Source organism: Herpetosiphon sp. (assembly GCF_003512625.1).
In the GTDB taxonomy this organism is placed as follows: domain Bacteria; phylum Chloroflexota; class Chloroflexia; order Chloroflexales; family Herpetosiphonaceae; genus Herpetosiphon; species Herpetosiphon aurantiacus.
The window spans coordinates 196,143-217,087 of the sequence record NZ_DOPT01000059.1; the positions used below are offsets into that span (position 1 = coordinate 196,143).

Genomic DNA, 20,945 nt, shown 5'->3' on the forward strand with positions numbered 1-20,945 from the left:
ACGCTATTGCGGCAATCTGCGGGGCGCTTGCTCAGTGGGCTAATGGTCTTATGGATGGTCAGCATGCTGGCATTTCTGATCATCCATATGGCTCCAGGTGATCCAGCGCGAATGTTGTTGAGCGCCAGCGGCCTTGATGCACCACCCGCCGAAGCTGTTGCAGCCAAACGACGTGAGCTAGGGCTTGATCGTCCGCTGCTCAGCCAATATGTCAGCTGGCTTGGCGCGGTGGTGCAGGGCGATTTTGGGGTCAGCTATCGTTCGGGCAAACCAGTTTGGTCGATGTATCGCGAACGGTTGCCCGCCACCTTACTGATGGCGGGCTTGGTGCTAACAGTTTCGCTGAGCATTGCCATTCCTTTGGGATTGATCAGCGCGATCAAGCGCCATAGTTTGTTGGATCATGCGGCGCAATTTTTGGCCGTGATTGGCGCGGCAATTCCTGGCTTTTGGATTGCGCTGGTGTTGATTTTGGTGTTTGCGGCCAAATTGCGTTGGTTACCAGCCCTCGGCAGCGCCACATTTAAAGGCATGCTGCTGCCAGCCATCGTTTTAGCCTTGCCGAATATAGCGCTAACCTCACGTTTGGTACGCGCAACCACCCTCGACGTGCTAAATCAACAGTATATCGTGACGGCTCGAGCCAAAGGGCGCTCCGAATATGGTTTGCTCTTTGGGCATGCGCTTCCCAACATTGCGGCCAGTTTGATCACCCCAATCAGCCTAGAATTGGCCTTTTTGCTAACTGGCACGGTAATTATTGAAACAGTATTTGCCTATCCTGGGGTTGGGCGGATGGCGGTTGAGGCAGCCTTGGTCGGCGATATGCCAGTTTTGGGCTTGTCAGTCTTGATCGCAGGGGGAATTTATGTTATCGCTAACTGGTGCGCTGACCTCGGCATGGCAGCGCTTGACCCACGGCTCCGCCAAAACGCCAATAATTGAGCAGCCCGAGCAACGTGCCAAGCCACAACTAAGCCGCAGCGGCAAATTTGCCGCTGGCGGATTGTTGTTTATGCTGATAGCGGTGATCGTTGGCCCATGGCTCTGGCAGGTTGATCCGCTGGCGCAGAATATTGGGCAGCGTTTAGCCCCGCCATCGTTGAGCCATCCCCTTGGCAGCGATCAATTTGGCCGTGATGTGCTCGCCCGAATGTTGATTGGCGGGCGTTGGTCGTTGTTTGGAGCAGGCTTCGTCTGCATTGGCACAAGCTGTTTGGGCTTAGTATTGGGGGCATGCTGTGCCGTGGGGCCGCGTTGGCTCGATTATTTGCTGAGTCGGATTACCGAAACCTTCCAAGCAATTCCACCAGTGTTACTAGCCCTCGCCTTGAGCGCAATCCTGTCGCGTTCGTTTAGCAATTTATTGTTGGCGCTGATTTTGACCAACTGGACGTGGTATGCCCGCATGTATCGCGCCTTGATTCTCAAAGAATTAGCAATGCCGTACATCGAAGGTGCGCAGGCAATTGGCGTAAAACCGCTGGCGATTTTGTTGCGTCATGTACTGCCCAACCTGTTTGGGTCGATGGTCGTGATTGCCACCACCAACTTTGGCAGCGTGATATTGAATCTTTCGGCCTTGTCGTTTATTGGCTTTGGACTCAACCCACCAACCCCTGAATGGGGCAATTTAATCAACGAATCACGGGCATTTTTTCAACGCGAACCACGGCTAATGATTATTCCTGGCCTGTGCATTGCCACAACTGTGCTATGGCTCAACTTGCTTGGTAACGCCCTGCGGGATCGGTTGGATCACTATCAAGGGATTAGGGATTAGAATTTAATGAAGAGGAGTAAAGGCACGAGGCTATTGGAGATTGGTTATAGCTTTTGGTTCACGAGGTTAATCGTTCCCTCACCCCAACCCCTCTCCCACAGCGGCGGGCGAGGGGATATCCAGTATCATGATCAAGGGTTTCCCCCTCGCCTCGCCTGCGGGAGAGGGGGCTAGGGGGTGAGGGCATGAACAGCGACGGTGCATCCTACCCAATGATTGTTGAAAACCTACCCTTGAAAGCCCCCAGCCCCTCGCCTCGCCTGCGGGAGAGAGGGCTAGGGAGTGAGGGCATACAATTGATTACCAGCCCAATGAACTAATACCCCTATAGTTAATAGACATTTCCCCTTCGTGTCCTTTGTGGCCTTCGTGGATCAAAAAGCCCTCGCCACCAAAACGGCAGCGAGGGCGATTGAACCAACAGAGCTTAGCAATTAATCAAGGTAAGCTCGCAAGTGTTGACCAACATTGGGTTGGCGCAAGTGACGCATCGCTTCAGCCTCGATTTGGCGGGTGCGTTCGCGAGTAATCCCGAATTCAGCGCCAACTTCTTCGAGCGTGCGGCGTTTGCCATCGGCCAAACCATAGCGCAACAACAAGATTTGGCGTTCGCGGTCGGGCAATTGCGAGAGCGCATCGGCCAATTCATCTTGCAACATCATGCGGGTGGCCTGCTCAAGCGGTGCTTCATCGGTATCGTCGGCCAAAAATTCGCCAACGCGGCCTTGGCCTTCTTTGCCAATTGGTTGCTCAAGCGACACTGGCTGTACCGAAGCATTCAGCATACGCTTGACCTTGCGCAAACTTACACCCAAGGCATCAGCCAATTCATCGGGCGTTGCTTCACGTTGCAAAGCTTGCTCAAGCTGGTAAGCGACGCGGCGCATTTGGGCGATTGATTCGCTCAAGTGGACTGGCAAGCGGATGGTGCGGCTTTGCTCAGCGATCGCACGGGTAACTGCTTGGCGAATCCACCACGTAGCATAGGTTGAAAAGCGATTACCCTTGCGATAATCGAACTTCTCAACTGCCCGCATCAAACCAATATTGCCTTCTTGGATCAAATCCATGAACGACATGTGATTGCCAATATATTTTTTGGCGACGCTCACGACCAAGCGCAAATTGGCTTGGGTCAGCTTGCGACGGCCTTCATTACCAAAATCGACGCGGCGTTCGAGGGCGGTACGTTCATCCCAGGTTGCATACTGCTCGGTTTGCAACTGATGTTCCGCTTTGCGGCCAGTTTCAATTTGCTTGGCCAGCGTAATTTCTTCCTCGGCGGTGAGCAACTCAACCTCGCCGATTTCACGCAAATACATCTGGACTGAATCTTCGACAGCCTCGGAATAGAGCGTTTTTTTGCGGCGTAGGTTTACAATTGCTAATTCTACGTCTTCATCATTAAAACCCGGCTCAAGCTCCCAGCCCTCGGGGGCATCTTCGAGTTCCGGTTGGTTTTTTGCTACATTCATCGTTTCATACTTTGTCATCGTCCACGCTCGCTGGGCTACGCCCACTATGGCTTTCGCTGCTGGCGGCGCACGAAAGCTATCTATTGAACCCGCAGGATTCTCTATGCAATCTACTACGTTACGTCTGGTAAACATGGATGTGCAGGTGGATTGCGACGGGCTGCTTACCAGTTGGATTGTGCTAAGCAAAAACCACGCCACGAACTGTAATTCTTACAGTTACAGTATAACAAGTATAGTATAGCAAGAGATTCGTCAAGATCAATAAGCCAAAAGGGGTAGTTTAAAGATGTTCAAAGTTTCTTCATAGGTTAGGAGTAAAGTGCTAGTGTACAATGGGACTATAGTATGCATTGTAGGATTATAGTGTGTGTTAGGTATCAAAAAGAGAGGTGAAATAATGGTTAAAAACTATTGCAAAGGGTATAGCTATCCGCTATAATGCGTTGCGGTCAAAACCGAGGTTACTTGCCGCAACGCACCTCTGCGGTGAAAAAGTCATTAGCGATCTTTGTACATGGTGCGAATATAGCGGGTGCTAACTTTCATTCGCTTCATTTGGCCATTAACTTCAACCATAGCCCATTGGATATTTGGTTTCCATGAGCGGTTGGTACGGTTTTTAGCGTGGCTCACATTGTGGCCGAAGGAGCGCTTTTTCCCCGTCATTTGGCAGACTGCCATGGGCGGACCTCCGTAGTTTAGACTTAAAAAGAGCCACCCTTGGTGGCTGTACCCGCTGACTATACCATAGGACGCGCTCTGATGCAACTTTTTTAATTCGTTCAGAGCATGCTGCTTGCAGCTGGCATTCCAACCAGCAATCGTTCAGTAGCAATGGTAGTTTGGCCATGGGCAGCAGCCAATTATGGCATATGCTAGCTCTTGCATAATCGGGTATCATAAAGCAGTAGCGCGGTTGGTTCCGCGCTATTCTCATCAAAACCGGACGCTCGTGAGCGCCGACCATCGAACCATCTAGTTGCGAGGACTGTTCGAGTGAACGAGAAAACAAGTCTCGCGAATGTGCGCCAAAATGACGCTGGACGCATCGAAGTACATTCTCGCGCCATTGCTACTGTGGTAGCCGGGGCGGTAGTACGGTGCTACGGTGTTGTGGGCATGGCCCCGCGCAACTTACGCGATAGTGTCGCCCATGTTTTGCGACCAGAAGATCAATATAAAGGGATTGACGTTCAAGTGAGTACCGAGGCAATTACGGTCGATCTGTTTGTGATCATCGAGTATGGCACACGGATTGCCACAGTTGCCCGTAATATTATGGAAAGTGTCCAATATGCAGTGGTGCATGCACTCGGCGAGGCCAATATCACAGTCAATGTGCATGTCCAAGGCTTGCGGATCGAACAAGCTGATAAAGAACCAAAAGATGCAACCGAAGGCCAGCCCAGCCGCTGGCGACGTTTTGGCGTAATGGGAGGTCTGCGTGGACAGCGCACCGAAGAATCAAATTGATGGCACGCGGCTGTTGGCGGTATTCCGCGCAGCCGCCGCATGGTTTAGCCAGAATGTGGCGACTGTCAACGCCCTAAATGTGTTTCCTGTGCCCGATGGCGATACCGGAACCAACATGAACCTTACGCTGACAGCCGCCCTCAAGGATGTTCAGAATGATGCCTCGGTCGCCGTGGTGGCGGAACGGGTCTATCGCGGGGCTTTGATGGGCGCTCGTGGTAACTCGGGCGTGATTCTTTCGCAAATTCTGCGCGGGCTTTCGCAAGGCATGGTCGGCCAGCAGGTTTGTACGCCTGAAATTCTGGTAACTGCGCTCGAACAAGCCGCTACCACTGCCTACAAAGCGGTGATCAAGCCAGTCGAGGGCACGATGCTTACCGTTATTCGCGAAACCAGCGAAGCCGCTCGCGCCGGATTTCAGCCCGAAATGAATTGGCATGAAGTACTGGATTTAATTGTTAAAGGTGCGCGAGTTTCGGTCGATAATACGCCCAACCTCATGAAAATGTTACGTGATGCTGGCGTAGTTGATGCTGGCGGCGAGGGCTTGTATCTGCTCTTTGAAGGCGCACGCGCTTTTGCCCGTGGCGAACAACTCGAACAACGAGTTGCACCCGTCGATCAGTTGGCGATGGCGTTTGACGACATTCATAGCGATGATGATTTTGGCTATTGCACCAACTTTATGATCCAAGGCGAAAATATCCCTTACGAAGATGTGCGCAACACGATTGCCGAAATGGGCACATCGGTGGTGGCGGTCGGCGATGAGCGCTTGGTCAAGGTGCACTTGCACACGTTGCGGCCTGGCGATGCGCTCAATTATGCCGTGCAATGGGGCAGCCTTGGGGCAATCGAAATCACCAATATGGATAAACAGCGCAGCGATCTGCATGCGGCCCAAGCGCAACAAGCCAGCCAACCAGCCCGCGTCAAGCTCGACGAGCCAGTCAGCGATGTTGGGGTGGTCGCAGTTGCACCAGGTCAAGGCTTCCGTGTGCTGTTCGAATCATTAAATGTGGGCGAGGTGGTCACTGGCGGTCAAACCATGAATCCTTCGATTCAAGATTTGGTCACGGCGATCGATAAGTTGCCACAGCCAGAGGTGATCGTGTTGCCCAATAATAGCAACGTGATTTTGGCAGCGCAACAAGCCCAACAAGTAACCAATAAAGTTGTGCATGTGATTCCAACCAAAACCGTGCCTCAAGGTATGGCGGCAATGTTTGCCTTTAATTATGCGGTTGGCGCAAGCGATAATGTGCAGGCCATGAGCCGCGCGATCAAAGATATTACCACGGCAGAAATTACCACCGCCGTGCGCGATGCTACGGTTAATGATGTTGAAGTGCGCGACGGCCAAACGATTGGCTTGCTCAATGGCGCACTGGTTGAATCTGGCGATCAGCCCGACGAAGTGATTGATCGCATTCTAGCACGGATGGATTTAGACGATCATGAGATCGTTACCATCTATTATGGCGAACAATGTTCGGCGGAACAGGCTGAAGCACTAGCCCACAAAATCAATGCGACCTACCCGGCGCTTGATGTTGAGGTGCAAAACGGCGGACAACCATTTTATGATTACATTCTCTCTGCGGAGTGATACACAGCCCCGTTTCTGACGGCGCGATGGAGATATGTTGGGTTATGGCGCGAGTAAAGATTATTACCGATAGCACTGCTGATATTCCACCAGCACTTGCACAAGAGCTGAATATCACCGTTATTCCTATCTATGTGCATTTTGGTGATCAGACGTTGCGAGCTGGAATCGACATTAGCAACGAGCAGTTTTATCGGCGGATGGCCGAGGGTGGGCCGTATCCTTATACGACCGCACCAGCACCAGGAGTGTTTGAACAGTATTATCGTCAATTTTCCCGTGAATATGACGGGGTATTTTCAATTCACTTGTCGAATCGATTCGGTGGCGTGGTTAAATCGGCGACGATTGCCCGCGATAAATTGCCAGCTTCGCTGACCCGCGTTGAGGTGATTGATAGTACCTCGACTTCGCTGGGCTTGGGCATGGTGGCAATCGCCGCAGCGCGGGCAGCGCTCGACGGAGCCTCAATTGATGAAGTGCATCGCGTTGTCATGCAAACTATTCAATTGACTCATGTGGTGTTTTTTGTTGATTCAATTGATTATCTCGAACGCAGCGGACGGTTATCCCAAGCCTCAGCCATGCTTGGCTCAATGCAACGGATCAAGCCGTTGTTGATTCTTGATGATGGTGAAATTGTGCCCTACGATCGCACCCGCACCCGAGCCAAAGCGATCGAAGGCTTATTTACCTTTATTGAAGATTTCCCCAAGGTCGAACAAGTAGCAATTATGCATAGCACCACGCCCGATGATGTTGAGAAATTGCTCGAAAAGATCGATCCAATCTATCCGCGTGATCAAGTTATGATTGTGGAATATGGGCCGGCACTTGGGGCGCACCTTGGGCCAAATGCCATGGGTGTGGTGGTCTACGAAGGCATGGAATAGCCCAGCGCCGAATCTGCCCAGCAATCAACCCTTGAATAAACCAAAAGCAACACCCCACGCAGCGCCATTTTCGGCTATTATACGGCTGCGTGGGGTAGCTATTCCCTAAACGAGCAATGCTTTGCCAATTGGCCGAATGTTGCTCGTAAGAATGTGGCTGGAATAATGCCAGAAGGAGGCCAAGTGGCGATTATTGTAACCGACAGCACTGCTGATATTCCCGCTGGTTTGGCAGCAGAAAACGACATTCATGTGATTCCATTGACGGTTAATTTCGATGCCGAATCGTTTGCCGATGGCGTGGAAATTACCCATGATCAATTTTATGCCCGCCTGGTTGAAAGCAATAATTTGCCGACAACCTCGCAGCCCTCAGTTGGTGCGTTCGAGCAATTGTATCGGGCAATTGGCAACGATGAGCCAATTATCTCGATTCATATTGCTGGCAAATTGAGCGGCACAATTCGCTCAGCCCAGCAAGCAGCCGAATTATTGCCCGATTTTGATATTCGGGTGATCGATGTGCAAAGCACCACTATGTCGCAAGGTTGGGCTGCCTTATTAGCTGCTCGCGCCGCCAAAGAAGGCAAATCGGCTGACGAAATTGTGGCCTTAGTGCATAGTATCGTCGAGCGCACCCGCTTGTTGGCAGCCTTGGATACCTTGCGCTACCTCGAAAAAGGTGGCCGCATTGGCAAAACCCGCGCTTTACTTGGTACCTTGCTCAATGTTAAGCCGATTATCGATGTGCGTGATGGCGAGGTAAAACCGTTCGAGCAAGTGCGCAGCAAGAAAAAAGCTGTGGCCCGCTTGATCGAAGAAGCTCGCAGCATGGCTCCGTTTGAAGAATTAGCGGTGCTGTATTCGCGTAACGAAGCTGAAGCCCGCGAATTTGCCCAAAGCCTCAACGAGATTTTCCCCGCCGATCGAATTGTGTTGGCCGAAATTGGCGCGGTCGTGGGCACTCACATTGGCCCAGGTGCGCTCGGCTTCACAGGTGTGCGCAAAAATAAATAGGCTATTAGCTATTGGCTTTCGATCAATCATCAACCTATCACCATGGATTCCGCGAGCCAATAGCCTTTATTGCTTCAACCTGCTCACAACAGCCCAACTATTGCCACATTAATGGCGAAATACGCGATGAATATGGTCAATCGCTTGGGCTGTGCCGTATTCTTGCTGAATTTGGCTGCCAAGCTGGGCTGCTTGTTCACGAATTGCGGTTTGGGTTGTTACCTGATTGATCGCTGCTGTCAGCCGATCGACCGTGATTTGCGAACGTGCGATGGGTGCAGTGCCCACGCCTAGCTCAGCCACCCGTCGCCCCCAGAAAGTCTGATCGAAGGCAAAGGGCACAACGATTGACGGTCGGCCACTGCGTAAGGCTGCGCCAGTGGTGCCAGCACCGCCATGATGCACAATTGCCGCTGTTTGCGGGAAAAGCCATTGATGCGGCACGCTTTCAACAAAGCATAAGTGATCGCTTGGCGCTGAGGTTTCGGCTAATGCACCCCAACCGCCAGCCAAAATTCCCCGTTGGCCAGAGCGAGCTAAGGCTTCTTTCACAATGCTGGTTAATTGTTGTGGATCACCGCCCATCATACTGCCAAAGCCGATATAAATTGGAGCCGGCCCAGCTGCCAGAAAGGCGCATAGCTCAGCTGGTGGCGACCAATCGGCTGGTGCTGGCAGAAACCAAAAGCCTGTGACCTGATGTTGCTTGGCCCAATCGTTTGGCCTTGGCATAACATAGTCACTATAGGCGTGTAGCCGCAACGGAACCTGCTCGCGGATTTTGCCAAACGGGCTGGTAAAGCCATAGGATGGTAAGCCAAGCACATGGCTGCGAACTCGATTAACCGTAGGCCGAAAGATCTGCCAAAAAATCTGCTCAAAACCAAGATGCGTGAGATAGTTGGCGAATCCGCCAAGTTGGAGCCACGCCGGGGCAATTGGCGAGGGATAGGCGCGGGTGGGGGTTAGCGGTTGGAGCACTGCTTCAATAAATGGAACCCCCAGTCGTTCAGCAAAACTAGCAGTCTGGGGGCCAGTCCCAAGAATCAGATCGGTTCCTTGACAGGCTTGCAATGTTTCTTGGGCAATTCCTTCAATCAATTCGTTTAGTTCGTTACGCAGGCTTTTGAGCAGCCCTATCACATTGCGCGAGCCAGATAAGCTAGCGATGCGTTCACGTAAATAGGCTTGAATATCAACTCCAACCGAAACGAACGGCACGCCTGCATCGTGGCTTAGCGCAGCAAAATTGGCTGGGCCAATCAGTTGAACTTGATGCCCTACATGGCGTAATGCCCGTGCAATCGCTACAAATGGTTGAACATCGCCGCGCGAACCATAACTGATGATGCTAATATCCATGAGCACCCCCTCATACGCCAGCCCTAAACGAAAACTGTTCGTCTAGTGACTATGTTATAAATATCACAATCTATAGCTAGCGTCAAGGAACATGAATTTGATTACTTTTTTGGTTCGTGCTTGAGGAAAATCGCCTAAAACCACAAACGGCTCGCATAATGGAGCCACTTGTAGACGAGCAGATCGAATATTCTGGTGCAGTTGCCACCAAATGCTGTGAGGATGTTGGATGTGATTAGTATTCTAGGTTGGGCGGTTTGCTTCACCTAACATCTTCACGACGGCTGGGTCGCGGTGGTCAAAGAAGCTGCTAGTTTTTGTATCCAATGTGCTAATCGCCGCCATTTCTTCTGGGCTAAGGGTAATATCGAACACGTTGAAGTTTTCTTCCATGCGTTCTTTGCGTACCGATTTGGGAATTGCCACAACCCCACGTTGAGTTAACCAGCGCAGAATCACCTGTGCAACAGTTTTTTGATGGGTAGCGGCAATACCTGCTAGTAGCTCATTCTGGAAAATAGCATGTTTACCTTCAGCAAATGGCCCCCACGACTCAATCTGTACACCCTGCTGCTGTAAGAACTGTTGAGTATCGATTTGCTGCTGGAATGGATGCGTTTCAATCTGGTTGACCGCAGGCGGAACTTGGTTATGAACGATCAAATCCATTACCCGATCGGGGTGAAAATTGCTGACCCCAATGGCGCGAATCCGGCCTGCCTGATATAACTCTTCCATAGCCCGCCACGCACCATAAATATCTCCGTATGGTTGGTGAATCAAATACAGGTCGAGATAATCGAGGCCTAAGCGTTGGAGCGAACGCTCAAAAGCAGCTTTGGTCTGCTCGTAGCCCGTGTCCTGAATCCACAGCTTGGTTGTCACGAATAGATCTTCGCGGGCCACACCACTTCGGGCGATCGCGGCTCCAACCGCTGCTTCATTGCCATAGACGGCAGCAGTGTCAATTAGCCGATAGCCCGTCTGAATCGCATCACTAACGGCGCGTTCGCATTCCGCTGCATCGGTAATCTGAAACACACCAAACCCGAGGATCGGCATTGCAATACCCGCATTTAAGCTCACTGTTGGGATGATTGTCATAAGCGATACTCCTTAGCTATTGAAAAAGCACGAATCGCGCCTACTTGTCCGATTCTCTAGAGCGCTGGATCAGCCTACTTCGTGCCATAACTAAGTATAGGCGTATACAAGCTGCATATGGTATGATGATTGTCGTCAATTATTGGACAATTCTCCAGACTATACCTAAAAGATAGAAGCCACACAGCGAGGTGTAATTATGCCGATGACTCAAGAACACCAAACTGCTTGGGAGCGCCAGCATAGGGCTGCCAACTACGCTGAGATCAGCACACGGATCGCCCACATTCTTCCATCCGATGGAATGATTGAACCGCTGCCTGGAGTACATGTCTACCGTGTTTCTGGCCCAACGGAGCCAATTCATGGGGTAACTGTTCCTGCCTTTTGCGTGATTGTTCAAGGGCGGAAGATGGTGCTATTAGCTGCCGACCAGTATCACTATGATCCAGCCCACTACTTGCTCACCACGGCGGCGCTGCCCGTCGTTGGTCAAATTACGGAGGCCACGCCAGAAGCACCATATCTGAGTCTTCGGTTTGCACTGTCCCCAGCTCTTATTAGCTCGGTTATGGCCGAGGTGGGAGTAACGCCGGTAGCAAGTCAAGCATCGGTGCGAGCACTTGCAGTAAGTTCGCTGGATGGAGAATTTATGGATGTGGTGGTACGGCTTGTCCGGTTATTCAATAGCTCTCGCGACGCGCAGGTTTTGGGGCCGCTGATTATGCGGGAACTGGTTTATCGGCTCTTGATGAGCGAACAAGGTATGCGGCTGCGTCAGATTGCAATCATCGGAGGAGCGGAACATCGGATCATGGGTGCGCTTGCCCAAATTCAGCGTGATTTTCATCAGCCGCTTAGGATTCCTGATCTAGCACAGGCAGTAGGAATGAGTGTCTCTGGGTTCCACAGCCACTTTAAGGCGGTGACCGCGATGAGTCCAGGTCAGTATCAGCAGCAGTTGCGTCTACAAGAGGCTCGGCGCTTATTATTGAGCGAAGATCTTGATGCAGCAAGTGTAGGTGCTCGGGTAGGCTATGATGATGCCGCATACTTTACCCGTGCCTACAAACGCCTTTTTGGAGCGCCGCCAATACGCGATGCGACGCGGATGCGTGCGGTTGTTATGGCTGGTGGTTAGTAATGAGATTTTGTTCTTGCTGAAAACCAAGTATCGAGGGTTATGGTTCTAAAACCACAAACGGCTCGCATAATGGAGCCGCTTGTGGGAGAGAAGAGAGAGGAGAAGGTTTGATTTAATTATAGCTATCTCGGCGAGATTGTCAAATTAGAGAAGTGTTAACGAGCTTAAGCTGGCAAGCTATAGTGTTGGGCAATTAACTGTTGATACTGCTGCCACTCGGTTTGCCAGTGCTGCGCATCCCAGCCCAATTCTTCAGTGCAAATTGCTTGAATTTGAGCCTGATATTCCGCTGCGCCATGGGGCAACAAGAGGCCTAAACGGCTGCGCCGCAACAGCAAATCACCTAAATTGGTCACGGCTTCATATCGTGCTGCCCAACGGATTTCGGCCCACAAACTTGGCAAGTCGGCGATTGAACAAAACTCATGGTTGGGTAATTCTTGCAGCATCAAGGGTGCTTCGGCAGCATAACGCCCTAACAAGCGTTGTTTGATGCGTGGGGCTAGTGTGCCAGCCAAACTACTGGGCGCAGGATTCAATCGCGGGGCGTTCGGCCAACGTTTAATCTGAGGCAAGCGTTGGCGTAAAAGTTTCAAGGCTTCGAGCGCAATCAAGCGAAAGGTGGTTAATTTACCACCTGTGACCGTCAATAAGCCTTGCTCTTGCCATAGCACATAATCCCGTGATTCTTTGGATGGATCGCTGGCTCCCGTATCGACCACTGGTCGCACGCCACTCCAGGTCGAAATTACATCGCTCAAACTCAAATCCAAACTTGGAAAAGCGGCTTGGGCAGCTTCAAGCAAATAGGCAACTTCAGCCGGGCTGATACTTGGCTCTTGCCATAAATCTTGCTCATGATCAAGATCAGTTGTGCCGACGATGCTCACGCCTTCCCATGGCACAAAAAAGACTGGCCGCTGATCACGAGGATGCTCCAAATTGATCGCTTGGGCGAGTGGTAATTGGGCTTGACTAAATACCAAATGGCTGCCCCGCAACGGGCGCATTTTGGCTGGCGCTTGAATCTGCTGGCGCAGTTGATCGACCCAAGCACCCGTCGCATTCACGATCGCTTTGGCCGTCAGGGTTTGCTGGCGTTGGCTGAGCTGATCGCGCACAACCACCCCGACCACTTGCTCGTTTGCACGAACTAATTGCTCAACCGCTGCATAATTTAATACCGAGGCTCCAGCGGCGGTTGCTTCACGCAAAATTCGCAAGACCAAACGGGCATCATCGGTTTGGGCATCGCTGTAGCGCAAGCCAGCCGCTAAGTTGGCATCAGCAAGGTAGGGCGCTTGTAACCGCAAATTGGCCATGCTCAGATAATGCTGTTCGCGGCGACGAGCAAGCGCATCGTAGGCCAATAAGCCAGCCTGATACACCCAGCGCTTGATTGGTTTGCCCTGCGGCAGGCCAATTAAAAAGCCCAATGGGGCAACTAAACCAGGTGCTTCATTTAAAAGCTGTTCGCGCTCAACCACCGAATCATAGGTAACCCGCACTTGGCCCTGAGCCAAATAGCGCAAACCGCCATGCACTAATTTTGATGAGCGGCTTGAGGTTCCCCAAGCAAAATCGCGGGCTTCAAGCAACAACGCTTTGAGGCCTGAGCGCGTGGCTTCGCGCACCAAACCTGCGCCGGTAATTCCACCGCCAATAATAATCACATCCCACGCTTGATCGAGCACTTGCCAAGTGGTTTCGCGCCAAGCAGCGTTCCATTGCAACTGCGGATTCATTGGCCATCCTCGTATAATTTGGCGGGATTGAGCAAGCCCTGCGGGTCGAAATGCTGGCCAAGTTGTTGTAATGCGCCAATTCCTAAGCGGCCTTTTTCAGCTTCGAGATAGGGGCGATGATCAAGCCCCACGCCATGTTGATGGCTAATCGTGCCGCCTGCGGCCACAATTGCTTGGCTTGCAGCGGTTTTCAAGGCGTGCCAACGGGCTAAAGTTGCCTGCGCATCGTTGCCTAGCCGAAAAGCATAGGTTGTGTAGATGCTTGAGCCAGTTGGGTAAAAATGTGAAAGATGGGTGAACACATGCACCTGTTCGTGCTCAGCCGCTAATCCATGGCGCAAGCTATGTTCCAATCTATTCAACAATGGCGTAACATTCTCCCATGTCGTGGCGGTTTCGACCGTATCCACGCCATAGCCCAACTCCCACAGCCGATTGCGTAGATACGGCGCACGAAAGCGCCCAGCCTGCCAAGCTTTGCCAAAGCTTTGGCCGATGTGAACGCCGCCATGCCGACGCATCAAGCTCAACACCGCTTGACGACTGAGCTTCACTTGAGCTTGGCTGCCAATAAAGCCAACCAACAGCAGACATTTTTCGCTGCCAACCCCACGCAATTTCAAAAAGCCTTCGAGCAAACCAATCACCCGCTCATGGCCAGCCAAGGCAAGGTTGGTCATGGTTTCGGTGGGCGTGCTAAGCCGCAACATGCCCAATGGTAGGTTGGCTTGGGCGATTGTTCGCGCGGCAGTTTGGGCTTGCTCCCAATTTGCAAAAAAGATCGCATGGACTACATCAAGCTCAGGAATTGGGCGGATTCGCACAGTGACTTCGGTGATAATGCCATAACGACCTTCTGAGCCAAGCAGCATTTCACGCAGGTCAGGGCCAGCCGCCGAAGCCGGAAAGGGCGCTAATTCTAACGAGCCTCGGGGTGTTTCAACCCGCCCGCCTGCCCAAAGTTGTTCAATCCGCCCAAAACCAAGCGATTGCTGGCCACTAGAGCGGGTTGCAATCCAGCCGCCCAGCGTCGAAAGCTCAAACGATTGGGGAAAATGGCCCAGCGTAAAGCCCAAAGCCCGTAATTGGGCTTCGAGATCTGGACCTTTGATTCCAGCGCCAAAGCGAGCTAGCCGCGCAGTTGGATTGATTTCCATCAGCCGATTAAGTTTGGCAAGGCTGACAGTTAAAATGGGTCGCTCGCCAGCAACGGGATTAATATGCCCCGCAACGCTGGTTCCACCGCCATAGGGAATCAGGCTAACATTGTTGTCGCTAGCCCAATCGATCAATTCGCGAACTGCTTGGCTGGATTGGGGAAACGCCACGCCATCGGGAATTTGGCCTAGCTCGCCGCTGCGGGTAGCCACCAAATCGGCGAAACTCTGACCACGAGCATGGCGAATCCGCAACTCAGGATCGGTGCTGATCAATTCGTGGTGTGGCAAGCGTGATGCTGGAACTTGGGCAACAATCTCGGCCAAACGAACATCACTGGGAGCCGTGCCAGCACCAATTAATTGCTTGAGCAAGCCTAAAATGCCGGCTTTAACCGGATACTCTTTGCTCTCGTCGCCCCAACCATTCCAACGGCGCATATTATCCCCTTTGTGTATTATTGATATTCGCGGCTAACAATTGCCAAACTTCGATGCTCTGCTGCATGGCGAATTGGCTGGCTTGGCGAGCTAAATCGGCATCGCGAGTTTGGGCAGCTTGTAACAGGGTGCGATAAAAGGCCGCCGAATGTTCGCGGGCCTGCGCTAGCTCAAAATAATCCAAGGCCATCATTTGGTAGAAGCCACGAAAGCCATTTAAAATCAAGGTATAAATTGGGTTTGTCGAAGCGATCGTTAATTGATGCTGTAATTGCCAATCGAATTGAGCGTAGGCCGCCGCGTTATCAGCCAATGGCAGGGCGGTTTGTAATAAGGCCGCAATCGCTTCGGCGTGATGTTCGATCGCCATGGCGGTGTAACTTGGCGCTAAATCGAGGCGCACCGCTAGTAGTTGCGGCACAATTTGGGCTGGCAGCTCAGTGCTATATTGCACCAAACTGCGCAATACGCCCAAGCCGCCATCATGCCAAATATTGCAAACCATTGTCGGCTTGCCTTGTTGCACGACAAGCCAGCCATCGCGAGCCAAGCGTTGAATCGCTTCGCGCAGGGTTGGCCGCGTGACTCCCAACTGGACTGCTAGCTCACGTTCGCTGGGCAGGCTGCTACCTGCGGCATAACTACCACCAATAATTCGTTTGATCAATTGTTGTTCGCAATACGATGCTGGTCGTTGTAATTCGCTCATATTCACCAACTGGTCAGACCACTTACCAGTCGAGTATAAAGAAATCTTGAGGCTATGTCAAGCAATTTAAGCGCTGTTATCGACATCTATTTATAAGCCTAGATTTTATTTCGCCACCCTTCCGTCCCTCCGCTGGAGGGAAACGCAGGGTGTTTTCATCCCCCTGCACCCCCTAAATTTGACCATTTGGATTGCAATACAATTGAAGATAGATTAAAAGTATTATTGCTATAAGGAAGAATTTCTAGGGTTGTTGGGTAAATGCTTGCACTGCATAATAAATCGCCTTGGGTGTGCCATCGGGCGCGACAAAGGTGTAGTTATCGGCATAGGTGTAGGTAAGATTGGGTAATGAAAATTGCCAAAAGCCCACAGTGTGCATCCATGGCCAGTGTTGCTCAGCCCAAGCATACGCAGCAAGCGTATTTTGCACACGGATTGGTGGTGACACGGCGTTTGGCCAACGGGCGTGATCGTTCCAGCCGCCCTCGGTGATATAAAACGGTACCTCGTAGCCCGCCGCTAGCACCAAATCGTAAATTAATTCAGTGCGCCGAAAGTTAGTAATTGTGAGATCTGGCGCTTGCTCAGCGGGATTAATCGAGCCATAGGCATGCACCGAAACTGCATCAAAGGGCGGTTTTTCAGCTAAACACAATTTAAGAAAGGTCAAATCATTGACGCTCAGTGTTTGCGGATCGATCAGGCCAGTTGGGCCACCTGGGGCAAGCCCAGCCAAGGTAATGAGCGCTTCGGGGGCAACTGCTTTGACCCGCGGATAGACAACTTTCAACAAATTAGCATAGGCCACCGGATCAGGCGCACGATCGCCCCATTCAAAGCGTAGATTTGGCTCGTTCCAAATTTGCAATACCTGCACGCCTTGCGGCACATAGCGTTGGGCAAACGCCACCACAAAATCAGCGTAGGCCGCATAGTGATCAGGGTCGAGATAGCGATCACTGGTGTTGGCAGGACGTGCCCAAGCTGGCACAAAATCCAAACGAGCGATTACGGTCAGACCTTGGCGTTGGGCATGGGCAATCAGCATATCGCTGCCCGTCCACTCGTAGCTATTGGCTGAACGTGGCTGAATCACGGCCCACGGAAACAAATCAATAATCGTGGTTGCGCCCATTTCGCGTACCTGCTGCAAGGTTCGGCGAATCGTTGGTTCATCCAAGCCCATCAAGCGGGTATGAACGCCAACGATTGGGTGCTGGGTTCGCACACTAGCAGCGGCAGGCAAATTAAAGGCTGGTGGCACACGCTGACGATATAATTGCAGCAGCGCTACACCGCAAATCACACTAATTAATACACTTTTGAGCAATAAACGGCGAGTTAAGCGCATAATTTAGGCTTTTTCACGCATAATGCGCAGGCCGCCGCTACGCATCGATTCCTTGCGCGACGTTTGAATTGCATCAACCAGCGCAAAATTACCAGCCTCTGCTAATTGCTGAACCAACTGCTCGATGCCCTTGCGATCGTAAGAAACAATCACGCTGGGATTGGAGATTTGCAATGTACCAAAGCCACGTAGCTGAATTTTACCGCCCATTTGCTCGACGAGTTCTGAAATTCGAGCACGCAAGCTTTCTCGTTGCGTTTCAAGTTCGCTGATTTGAGCTTCGACGGCAACCAGATCGTTGCAGAGGCTTTTGAGTAAAAGTTGATCGGCCGGGTTTAGCATGGACGGCTCCTTCAAAAAACTGCTTGCGCCATCGTACAAGATTCAGCGCTGCTTGCCAACTCGTGCTTGCTGCCCCAGCAAATGCTCAATCGATTGCTAGGCCATCATTGAGTAGCGGGTTGTTTTCTGGGCCTTCTGGTGCTTCGGGGCTGGAGTTGAGCGGCGGCAGTGGCCCAGCATTGATCAATTGAGTGCCACACCATGGGCAAAACCAATGATCGCGGGGCGGAGCATCGGCGATGCTCCACCAACCGCTACATGCGCCACATTGAAAATGATGTAACTGCTCAATAGAAAAGCGGGCATGGCTCATGCAACGTCCTCATCACGTAGGGTTTGGCGAATTTCGACTAACAATTGACCAAGCATATTTTTGCCTGAGCCATCAATTCCACAGCCCCAATAATAATCATTGGGTGCATTCTCGACCAGCGGCTGATCGTCGGTTGCGAGCAAAATTGCCCGAATCTCAGCGTGGCTACGGAATTTTGCCAACAAGGCGCGTCGCATCACCGCATCTTTGATCGCTTCCCAATCGCGGCGTAATGGTTGTTTGCGGCTGCGTCCCAGTCGGGCGGCAATTGCTGGCGATTTAGCTAGCCGAATGGTTGTAGCATAGTCAGTGCCAGTAAATTTTTGGGCTTGAAAATAATGCTCACTGGTGGGCCAGTAGTGGCCATCGAGCTTAAATCCATGGGCCGAAAAGTTCGAGAAGCAACCAAATTCTGCTGAAACCGCGTAAAAGTAAATAGTCATGATTGTACTCCATGCCAAAATTTGATATGCTATTTTTGCGCAATTGACACCCAATTGCCATCGGCACTCGACCGATTTAAGCTGCATCTTGCGACTGATGGCAAGCTAAACCCCAATTGCTAGACTATGGTTGAAACAAAAGATCTTTTAAAAACGTCTTAAAGCTAGCTATGATGACACAAAAAATATGATTTAACTGTGCTGTTATTGGCACTAAGGAATGCGTTATGACTCAACCATTTTATAAAATTTGCCCAACCTGTAACACCCAAACCCATCCTGATGTGATGTTTTGTACCAATTGTGGAGGTTCGTTGCAAGGCAGTCCAGTCCATGGCGCTCAAACTGTGGCCTATCAACAAAATTCTACTCCTGCCCAACCAGGCTATCAACAATATAGCCAGCCAGTTCAGCCACCACCAATGTATCAAGCCAACTATCAACAACCAATCGCCCCTTACCAACAGCCCAATCAATATCAATATCAAGTGCCTCAAGGCTATGCCTACACTGAGAAAAACAAAGTTGTCGCAGCCTTATTAGCCTTTTTCTTGGGGCCATTAGGGATTCACGGGTTTTATCTGGGCAATAGTCAGATGGGGTTAATTTTGCTCTTGTCGAACGTAGTGTTTCTGCCGTTATCCTGTTTTGGGATTGGGCTTTTGGGCTATGCCTTAACCGGAATAATCTGTTTGGTGCAAACAGTACTTTATTTAGTCGCTTCTGATGCTGAGTTTTATCAGAAGTATGTGGTTCAAAAAAGCTGGTTCTAGACAGCTTAATTGCGCTTCGGCGCTGCTAGTAGCTATCGTATGGTTTGGCTATAATTGGAGCTAGCGATATGTTGCAATGGCTATTGCAAGCTGGTCGCGGCTCCAATTATATTTTTGGGCTAAATCGTTGCTCCACCAAAGCCAATAATCCATAACAAACCAAGGCCAAGCTGGCAATGCTGATTGTGCCCGCCCAAATCATATCAGCCCGATCAAAGGTGATGCCTTGAAACAATAACTGCCCCAATCCACCAACACCAATCATTGCAGCAATTGAACTAATCGCAATACACATCATGGCGGCAATCCGCAGGCCGGCCAACATAATTGGCAAAGCTAAAGGCAATTCGACTTGCCACCAAATTTGCCAAGCATTCATGCCCAAACCTCGCGCCGCTTCAAGCACCGAGCGATCAATGCTCTTCAAGCCAACCACAATGTTGCGCACCAAAATCACTTGGGCATAGATCACCAGCGTCACGATCACGGTGGTTTTGCTCAGGCCAAACACTGCAATCAGCATAATCAGCATTGCCAAACTAGGAATTGTATAGAGCACACTCAACACGGCCATCACACCACCAGCCAGCCAACCAACCCGCACCACCAATACCCCCAGCGGCAAGGCAATCAAGCTAGCGATCAAGAGCGCGATCAGGCTGATCGTTACATGCTGGCCAAGCAATTGCCAAACCTCAGCCCGTTCAGTTAATAGATATCGGAGTCCATCAACGATGTCGTTCATGGATGACCTCAGGGTGCAAATAGGCATGAATTGCGGCTAATGAGAGCATACCAATTGGTTGATTGTGTTCAACGACCAACAATTGTTCGTCGCTGCTGGCGAGGAGTTGATTCAGCCCATCGCGCAGGTTGCGGCTACTTTCGATGCTTGCTAACGAGGAATCATAGCTTGCAGGCAGTGGTTGAAGCACATGGCGCACCTGAATTAAACTCAAACGGCGCACCAAATCATCGGCTCCCAGTAACTCAGCGACATAGTGATTAGCGGGATTACGCAATAAATTGAGCGGAGTATCGTATTGAACGATCGTGCCTTCGTGCAGAATTGCAATTTTATCAGCTAAGCGAAGCGCTTCTTCAACATCGTGAGTCACAAAAACGATAGTTTTCTGCAATTGCTGCTGAATGCGCAGCATCTCATCTTGCAAGGCCGTGCGGGTGATCGCATCGATCGCGCCAAATGGTTCATCCATCAACATCACCCCAGGATCAGCGGCCAAAGCACGGGCCAAACCAACGCGCTGGGCTTGCCCACCGGAAATTTGGGCCGGGTAGCGCTGGCGAAATTGGGCAGGATCAAGCTGAATGAGCTGGAGTAATTCGTCGATGCGGCTTTGGATTTTGGCTTTGGGCCAGCCAAGCAATTTGGGGACAACTGCGATATTCTCAGCGACCGTCATATGCGGAAAAAGCCCAACTTGCTGAATCACATAGCCAATTTGCTGGCGCAATTTCGTGGCATTAATCGACTGAATATCGACTCCATCGAGCAAAATTGTGCCGCTACTTGGCTCGATCAAGCGATTGATCATTTTCATGAGCGTGGTTTTGCCGCAGCCCGAAGGCCCAAGCAAAATCACAAATTCACCGCGATTGATTGTCAGAGAAATATCGGCGAGCGCGGCGGTTGCGGCCTTGGGGTAGATTTTACGAACATTGCGAAACTCGATTGTGCTCACGCCGATAACTCCCTGTACATTTCCCTCACCCTCGACTCATTCCATAGGTTATTAACAAGCCTCATCGATCACCACCCTTCGTCCCGCCTCAAGGCGGGAGAC

Annotated in this window: 21 protein-coding genes; 8 read left to right on the forward strand and 13 right to left on the reverse strand. The window is 51.2% G+C overall.

The window, feature by feature from the left end; genetic code table 11:
- The first annotated feature begins 6 nt into the window (after nucleotides 1-6).
- Both DEF47_RS13395 and DEF47_RS13400 read left to right on the forward strand, forming a co-directional pair.
- Nucleotides 7-945 carry an ABC transporter permease gene (locus DEF47_RS13395; protein WP_287045179.1) on the forward strand — a complete coding sequence of 313 codons (939 nt, stop codon included), beginning with the start codon at nucleotides 7-9 and terminating at the stop codon, nucleotides 943-945.
- Nucleotides 869-1,783 (forward strand): ABC transporter permease, encoded by a 915-nt coding sequence (locus tag DEF47_RS13400; protein ID WP_012187927.1) that lies wholly within the window; start codon nucleotides 869-871, stop codon nucleotides 1,781-1,783. Before DEF47_RS13395 ends, DEF47_RS13400 begins: the two co-directional genes overlap by 77 nt.
- 434 nt (nucleotides 1,784-2,217) lie before the next feature.
- On the opposite strand, the gene DEF47_RS13405 is transcribed toward DEF47_RS13400, so the two are convergent.
- Both DEF47_RS13405 and rpmB read right to left on the reverse strand, forming a co-directional pair.
- Nucleotides 2,218-3,276 (reverse strand): sigma-70 family RNA polymerase sigma factor, encoded by a 1,059-nt coding sequence (locus tag DEF47_RS13405; RefSeq protein WP_041303858.1) that lies wholly within the window; start codon nucleotides 3,274-3,276, stop codon nucleotides 2,218-2,220.
- A 483-nt stretch (nucleotides 3,277-3,759) separates the two neighbouring features.
- A complete protein-coding gene (rpmB, locus tag DEF47_RS13410; RefSeq protein ID WP_041303856.1) occupies nucleotides 3,760-3,942 on the reverse strand; it encodes a 50S ribosomal protein L28 in 183 nt (60 codons plus the stop codon).
- 315 nt (nucleotides 3,943-4,257) lie between these two features.
- On the opposite strand from rpmB, the gene DEF47_RS13415 reads away from it, so the two are divergent.
- From DEF47_RS13415 to DEF47_RS13430, 4 genes are all read left to right on the forward strand, one after another.
- The gene (locus DEF47_RS13415) at nucleotides 4,258-4,734 is read left to right on the forward strand and encodes an Asp23/Gls24 family envelope stress response protein (RefSeq protein WP_012187925.1); all 477 of its coding nucleotides are present in this window, start codon (nucleotides 4,258-4,260) and stop codon (nucleotides 4,732-4,734) included.
- The gene (locus DEF47_RS13420; RefSeq protein ID WP_012187924.1) at nucleotides 4,706-6,343 is read left to right on the forward strand and encodes a DAK2 domain-containing protein; all 1,638 of its coding nucleotides are present in this window, start codon (nucleotides 4,706-4,708) and stop codon (nucleotides 6,341-6,343) included. The genes DEF47_RS13415 and DEF47_RS13420 overlap by 29 nt, the downstream gene beginning before the upstream one ends.
- A gap of 44 nt (nucleotides 6,344-6,387) precedes the next feature.
- Nucleotides 6,388-7,236, forward strand: coding sequence for a DegV family protein (locus DEF47_RS13425; RefSeq protein WP_012187923.1), 849 nt, complete (start codon nucleotides 6,388-6,390; stop codon nucleotides 7,234-7,236).
- A gap of 183 nt (nucleotides 7,237-7,419) precedes the next feature.
- Nucleotides 7,420-8,253, forward strand: a complete 834-nt coding sequence (locus DEF47_RS13430) for a DegV family protein (protein WP_012187922.1) — start codon at nucleotides 7,420-7,422, stop codon at nucleotides 8,251-8,253.
- 108 nt (nucleotides 8,254-8,361) lie between these two features.
- Here DEF47_RS13430 and DEF47_RS13435 read toward each other — a convergent pair whose 3' ends face one another.
- The gene (locus DEF47_RS13435) at nucleotides 8,362-9,615 is read right to left on the reverse strand and encodes a glycosyltransferase (protein ID WP_012187921.1); all 1,254 of its coding nucleotides are present in this window, start codon (nucleotides 9,613-9,615) and stop codon (nucleotides 8,362-8,364) included.
- 243 nt (nucleotides 9,616-9,858) lie between these two features.
- Nucleotides 9,859-10,719 (reverse strand): aldo/keto reductase, encoded by an 861-nt coding sequence (locus DEF47_RS13440; protein ID WP_012187920.1) that lies wholly within the window; start codon nucleotides 10,717-10,719, stop codon nucleotides 9,859-9,861.
- A 199-nt stretch (nucleotides 10,720-10,918) separates the two neighbouring features.
- Here DEF47_RS13440 and DEF47_RS13445 point away from each other — a divergent pair, with 199 nt between their 5' ends.
- Nucleotides 10,919-11,860 carry an AraC family transcriptional regulator gene (locus DEF47_RS13445; protein WP_012187919.1) on the forward strand — a complete coding sequence of 314 codons (942 nt, stop codon included), beginning with the start codon at nucleotides 10,919-10,921 and terminating at the stop codon, nucleotides 11,858-11,860.
- Nucleotides 11,861-12,027: 167 nt separating this feature from the next.
- Here the strand turns inward: DEF47_RS13445 and DEF47_RS13450 are convergent, their stop codons facing one another.
- From DEF47_RS13450 to ybiA, 7 genes are all read right to left on the reverse strand, one after another.
- Entirely contained in the window at nucleotides 12,028-13,608 is a 1,581-nt protein-coding gene (locus tag DEF47_RS13450; protein ID WP_012187918.1) for a glycerol-3-phosphate dehydrogenase/oxidase, read from the reverse strand.
- On the reverse strand, nucleotides 13,605-15,206 hold the full coding sequence (locus tag DEF47_RS13455) for an FAD-binding oxidoreductase (protein ID WP_012187917.1): 1,602 nt from the start codon (nucleotides 15,204-15,206) through the stop codon (nucleotides 13,605-13,607). The genes DEF47_RS13450 and DEF47_RS13455 overlap by 4 nt, the downstream gene beginning before the upstream one ends.
- A gap of 1 nt (nucleotide 15,207) precedes the next feature.
- On the reverse strand, nucleotides 15,208-15,915 hold the full coding sequence (gene fadR, locus DEF47_RS13460; RefSeq protein WP_012187916.1) for a fatty acid metabolism transcriptional regulator FadR: 708 nt from the start codon (nucleotides 15,913-15,915) through the stop codon (nucleotides 15,208-15,210).
- 244 nt (nucleotides 15,916-16,159) lie between these two features.
- The gene (locus tag DEF47_RS13465; protein WP_012187915.1) at nucleotides 16,160-17,269 is read right to left on the reverse strand and encodes a GH39 family glycosyl hydrolase; all 1,110 of its coding nucleotides are present in this window, start codon (nucleotides 17,267-17,269) and stop codon (nucleotides 16,160-16,162) included.
- Nucleotides 17,270-17,272: 3 nt separating this feature from the next.
- Nucleotides 17,273-17,611, reverse strand: a complete 339-nt coding sequence (locus DEF47_RS13470) for a hypothetical protein (protein WP_012187914.1) — start codon at nucleotides 17,609-17,611, stop codon at nucleotides 17,273-17,275.
- Nucleotides 17,612-17,696: 85 nt separating this feature from the next.
- Complete coding sequence (locus DEF47_RS13475) at nucleotides 17,697-17,924, reverse strand: hypothetical protein (RefSeq protein WP_041303853.1); 228 nt, start codon at nucleotides 17,922-17,924, stop codon at nucleotides 17,697-17,699.
- Nucleotides 17,921-18,367 carry a riboflavin biosynthesis intermediates N-glycosidase gene (gene ybiA / locus DEF47_RS13480; RefSeq protein ID WP_012187913.1) on the reverse strand — a complete coding sequence of 149 codons (447 nt, stop codon included), beginning with the start codon at nucleotides 18,365-18,367 and terminating at the stop codon, nucleotides 17,921-17,923. The genes DEF47_RS13475 and ybiA overlap by 4 nt, the downstream gene beginning before the upstream one ends.
- A 227-nt stretch (nucleotides 18,368-18,594) precedes the next feature.
- On the opposite strand from ybiA, the gene DEF47_RS13485 reads away from it, so the two are divergent.
- A complete protein-coding gene (locus tag DEF47_RS13485; RefSeq protein ID WP_012187912.1) occupies nucleotides 18,595-19,140 on the forward strand; it encodes a TM2 domain-containing protein in 546 nt (181 codons plus the stop codon).
- A 106-nt stretch (nucleotides 19,141-19,246) separates the two neighbouring features.
- On the opposite strand, the gene DEF47_RS13490 is transcribed toward DEF47_RS13485, so the two are convergent.
- Nucleotides 19,247-19,885: an ABC transporter permease gene (locus DEF47_RS13490; RefSeq protein ID WP_012187911.1), complete on the reverse strand. Its 639-nt coding sequence runs from the start codon at nucleotides 19,883-19,885 to the stop codon at nucleotides 19,247-19,249.
- Nucleotides 19,869-20,843: an ABC transporter ATP-binding protein gene (locus DEF47_RS13495; protein WP_012187910.1), complete on the reverse strand. Its 975-nt coding sequence runs from the start codon at nucleotides 20,841-20,843 to the stop codon at nucleotides 19,869-19,871. The genes DEF47_RS13490 and DEF47_RS13495 overlap by 17 nt, the downstream gene beginning before the upstream one ends.
- Between the last annotated feature and the right edge of the window lie 102 nt (nucleotides 20,844-20,945).